Consider the following 5000-nt stretch of genomic DNA (forward strand, 5'->3'; position numbering starts at 1 on the left):
TTGGCTTTATTTGGTCACGCATGAATCGACGAGAACATTCACACCTAGGCAACTTAATGCCTTGGTAGACTTATTCTCACGAAACGTGATCCGCCAAAGTCTCGTTCGAACCAATTACCCCTGGCGGAGTAAGAGGTTCAGCAGGACTCTGCCGCCCACGTTTCTCTTTCTTCATTATTCAATTTTCAAAGAACAGACACCGCTTCACGCAGTATCGTGGCCCGTTACGCTTGTGGCTTCGGGGCCGTCCGAGTGTCGCTCACGCGGCTCTCTTGAATTTCGCTGAGGGCAGTCTTAGAAGCAAACTTCTTCGTCGCCAGCGGCGCACCGCCCTCGTTCGTGAGGCGTATATAGTCGCCACCAATCCAAACTGTCAACACACCAAACCAAAGTTTTTTGGATTTCTCGTCGGCATATTCACAAGGCCGAAATTCGTGAGTTGGCTTGGCTGAACTGTGGGTGGCGCTCCGCCAGCGATCGGTGCTGCCGAGGCTCACCGCTCCCTCGACGCGGGATACCCGCGTCGGCCTGAAAACCGGCTGTCCTGCCTGGTGGATTTCAATCGCCGCGCCAGCGTAGGCAACGCTTCAGAGCCGGTCTTCCAGCAATTCCGGCGTGATGTTCCGCCCAGCGTAAAAGATGCCCAGGATCAACACCCGTTCGCCCTCGACCGCGAAAGCGATGCTGACGGCGCGCCGATAACCAACAATCCGCAGCCCGGGCATGATCTCGACCCGCTCCGTGCGGCGCTGTGGAAATGTCGATAGACCCAGGCAATGGTTGCGGATGCCGACAACGAAATTCCAGGCAATCGCCGGCGACGCCCGCTCGGCTATGTCGTCATAGAGCTGTCCGAGCTCGGCTTCCGCCATGGGATGGAAGACAATCCGGTACTCCATCCCCTACTTGGCTTTCGCCAGCTTCGCGCGATGGCGCGCCTCCAGCCGGGAAAACACCGCATCGGCAGGAATCCCCTTGGCCGGATCCTGCTGGAGATCCGTCAGGCGCCCAGGGATTTCCTCGCGCAGCAATCTCTCCCGCTCCGCCTCGAAATCCTCGAGCATGCGCAGGCCGGCGCGGACGACCTCGCTGGCATTGTTGTAACGACCCGATTCGAGCTGCTTCCTGATGAAGCTCTCATAATGGTCGTTCAGGGCGTAGTTGGGCATGGCAACCTCTGGAAAGAATGTCCGGTCATAGGAAGATAGCAATAGATGTCACCTATTGCCAGAACTAGCCGATTCGGCGGTACTCTGCCTTTGATTCGGATTATTCCGCAGGGCTTGATTCGCCGATTCTGCACAACCGAGATATCGCCTCAGCTCCGCTGACGCCGGCGCGATCGAGGAACCAGGCCCGCGATCGACAACTCCGACGATCCACTCTCCGTCATAAAAGCGAGACGACGGGCACTGAAGCTGGCCGAGACAGTAGCCCCCGCCTGCTAAATTCATTTCGCATTTGGTTGCGGTCGCCGCTCCGATTCGGCTTTCGCTGTTCGCTTCGGTCGTTGCCGGGCGTTCTTCCATTGGGCTCGAACGCAAAACGGCCCGCTGGTTCGAGCCAGGCGGGCCGATTTTGGTTTGGTTTTGGGGAGAGGGATTTGGCTTATCTGTCGTGCGGCTTCGGTTTTGTCTGCTTGCGGGCAGCTGGGCGGGAGGCAGCCGTTGGCGACGTTGGCTCCAAACGCAAAACGGCCCGCTGGTTTGAGCCAGGCGGGCCGTTTATGATTTGGTTTTGGGGAGAGGCTTTGCGTTTCTGACCGGCGGCGTCGGCAAGGCCTCGTTGCGGACGGCTGATGAGGGTTAACTCGCCGGGCACCACGGCTAAATATAAAAGAGCCCGCACGAGGGCGGGCTCTTTTGTATTTGGTTGCGGGGACAGGATTTGAACCTGTGACCTTCAGGTTATGAGCCTGACGAGCTACCGGGCTGCTCCACCCCGCGTCACCATTGGATGTAAGCGCAAGCCTACAAATAGGTAGATGGCTCACCAAATGAAAGGGCCGCTTGCGCGGCCCGTGGTCCCTTGGCGGGCCTTGTTCGTAGAGAGAAGATTTCACTGACATCCGATTGGATGTGAGTTCAACGTGCGTTTAGCAGACCTGGCAGCGACCTACTCTCCCGCGTCTTGAGACGAAGTACCATCAGCGCTGGAGCGTTTCACGGCCGAGTTCGGAATGGGATCGGGTGCAGCCGCTCCGCCATAACCACCAGGTCGGCAAAACGCACGTTGTTCGAGAAGCTGTTTTTTGTGCCTTGGACGTTCTTTGATCTTGGCGCCTTTCGAAGCGAAGCTTCGCAAGGTCGACCGACCGTCGGCGCTGATGCACCGCACCCACGTAGCGCCCGCCCGCAGGGCGGAACAAGCGTGAGTGAGAACAAACCATCTGACCTTGTCAGATGGGCATAAGGAATGAGAACGATCAAGCCGATCGAACTATTAGTACCGGTAAGCTTCAAGCGTTGCCGCTCTTCCACACCCGGCCTATCAACGTGGTCGTCTTCCACGGTTCTCAGGGAATACTCGTTTTAAGGTGGGTTTCCCGCTTAGATGCCTTCAGCGGTTATCCCGTCCGGATATAGCTACCCTGCTATGCGGCTGGCGCCACAACAGGTCCACCAGAGATCCGTCCATCCCGGTCCTCTCGTACTAGGGACAGATCCTTTCAATATTCCTACACCCACGGCAGATAGGGACCGAACTGTCTCACGACGTTCTGAACCCAACTCACGTACCGCTTTAAATGGCGAACAGCCATACCCTTGGGACCTGCTCCAGCCCCAGGATGCGATGAGTCGACATCGAGGTGCCAAACAACCCCGTCGATATGGACTCTTGGGGGTCATCAGCCTGTTATCCCCGGCGTACCTTTTATCCGTTGAGCGATGGCCCTTCCACGCGGGACCACCGGATCACTATGACCGACTTTCGTCTCTGCTCGACTTGTCAGTCTCGCAGTCAGGCAGGCTTATGCCATTGCACTCAGCGAACGATTTCCGACCGTTCTGAGCCCACCATCGCGCGCCTCCGTTACTCTTTAGGAGGCGACCGCCCCAGTCAAACTACCCACCATACATTGTCCCGGACCCGGATAACGGGCCGCGGTTAGACATCCATAGTAATAAGGGTGGTATTTCAAGGGTGGCTCCACCTGAGCTGGCGCCCAGGTTTCAAAGCCTACCACCTATCCTACACATGCCACTACGAATGCCAATGTAAAGCTATAGTAAAGGTGCACGGGGTCTTTCCGTCTAACCGCAGGAACCCCGCATCTTCACGGGGAATTCAATTTCACTGAGTCTATGCTGGAGACAGCGGGGAAGTCGTTACGCCATTCGTGCAGGTCGGAACTTACCCGACAAGGAATTTCGCTACCTTAGGACCGTTATAGTTACGGCCGCCGTTTACTGGGGCTTCGATTCAGAGCTTGCACCCCTCCTCTTAACCTTCCAGCACCGGGCAGGCGTCAGACCCTATACGTCGTCTTGCGACTTCGCAGAGCCCTGTGTTTTTGATAAACAGTCGCTACCCCCTGGTCTGTGCCACCCTCCTCCACTTGCGTGGAAAAGGGTCACGCTTCTTCCGAAGTTACGCGTGCAATTTGCCGAGTTCCTTCAGCATAGTTCTCTCAAGCGCCTTGGTATACTCTACCAGACCACCAGTGTCGGTTTCGGGTACGGTTTATAAGGAGGAGCTATTTCCTGGAACCACGCAGCAGCCCGTTCAATCCGATAAGATTGGACTACCTCAATGATCCGTCACTACCTCCAAGCCCACGAATATTAACGTGGTTCCCATCGACTACGCGTTTCCGCCTCGTCTTAGGGGCCGGCTAACCCTGCTCAGATTAGCTTTAAGCAGGAACCCTTGGTCTTTCGGCGGGGGAGTCTCTCACTCCCCTTACGTTACTCATGTCAGCATTCGCACTTCTGATACCTCCACCACCCCTCACGGGTATGGCTTCATCAGCTTACAGAACGCTCCGCTACCGCTCGTGATTGCTCACGAACCCTAAGCTTCGGTGTATGGCTTTAGCCCCGTTACATTTTCGGCGCAAAGACCCTTATTTAGACCAGTGAGCTGTTACGCTTTCTTTAAATGATGGCTGCTTCTAAGCCAACATCCTGGTTGTTTTGGGATCCTCACATCCTTTCCCACTTAGCCATAACTTGGGGACCTTAGCTGTAGGTCAGGGTTGTTTCCCTTTTCACGACGGACGTTAGCACCCGCCGTGTGTCTGCCGACTAGTACTCCCAGGTATTCGGAGTTTGGTTAGGTTTGGTAATCCGGTGAGGACCCCTAGCCCATCCAGTGCTCTACCCCCTGGGGTATTCGGTCGACGCTCTACCTAAATAGATTTCGCGGAGAACCAGCTATTTCCGAGTTTGATTGGCCTTTCACCCCTAGCCACAAGTCATCCCGAACTATTGCAACAGTTATGGGTTCGGTCCTCCAGTAAGTGTTACCTTACCTTCAACCTGCTCATGGCTAGATCACTCGGTTTCGGGTCTAATGCGACGAACTGAACGCCCTGTTCAGACTCGCTTTCGCTGCGCCTACACCTAGCGGTTTAAGCTTGCTCGTCACACTAAGTCGCTGACCCATTATACAAAAGGTACGTGGTCACCCTTGCGGGCTCCCACTGTTTGTAGGCAATCGGTTTCAGGTACTCTTTCACTCCCCTTGTCGGGGTGCTTTTCACCTTTCCCTCACGGTACTAGTTCGCTATCGGTCATGCACGAGTACTTAGGCTTGGAGGGTGGTCCCCCCAATTTCAGACAGGATTTCACGTGTCCCGCCTTACTCGAGGACGATTGATTGCATTACGCGTACGGGGCTGTCACCCACTATGGCCCTACTTTCCAGAAGGTTCCGCTTGTCTCTCAATCGCCACTGGCCTGGTCCGGGTTCGCTCGCCACTACTTCCGGAGTCTCGGTTGATGTCCTTTCCTACGGGTACTTAGATGTTTCAGTTCCCCGCGTTCGCCACTTTACCC

Annotated in this window: 3 protein-coding genes, 1 tRNA gene and 2 rRNA genes (1 of these 6 running past the window's edge); all 6 read right to left on the reverse strand. The window is 55.8% G+C overall.

The genetic code is table 11. The features are described from left to right. Positions 1-224 precede the first annotated feature (224 nt). Positions 225-497, reverse strand: a complete 273-nt coding sequence (locus D3242_RS17780; protein WP_196774168.1) for a hypothetical protein — start codon at positions 495-497, stop codon at positions 225-227. Positions 498-587: 90 nt separating this feature from the next. Further along, complete coding sequence (locus D3242_RS17785; RefSeq protein ID WP_064980965.1) at positions 588-899, reverse strand: type II toxin-antitoxin system RelE/ParE family toxin; 312 nt, start codon at positions 897-899, stop codon at positions 588-590. A gap of 3 nt (positions 900-902) precedes the next feature. Beyond that, complete coding sequence (locus D3242_RS17790; protein ID WP_064980967.1) at positions 903-1169, reverse strand: type II toxin-antitoxin system ParD family antitoxin; 267 nt, start codon at positions 1167-1169, stop codon at positions 903-905. Between the two features lie 700 nt (positions 1170-1869). Beyond that, positions 1870-1946, reverse strand: a tRNA-Met gene (locus D3242_RS17795). Positions 1947-2102: 156 nt separating this feature from the next. Continuing rightward, a 5S ribosomal RNA gene (gene rrf, locus D3242_RS17800) occupies positions 2103-2217 on the reverse strand. A gap of 204 nt (positions 2218-2421) precedes the next feature. Further along, a 23S ribosomal RNA gene (locus D3242_RS17805) occupies positions 2422-5000 on the reverse strand (it continues 221 nt past the right edge of the window).

The organism is Mesorhizobium jarvisii, from assembly GCF_003601985.1.
In the GTDB taxonomy this organism is placed as follows: domain Bacteria; phylum Pseudomonadota; class Alphaproteobacteria; order Rhizobiales; family Rhizobiaceae; genus Mesorhizobium; species Mesorhizobium jarvisii.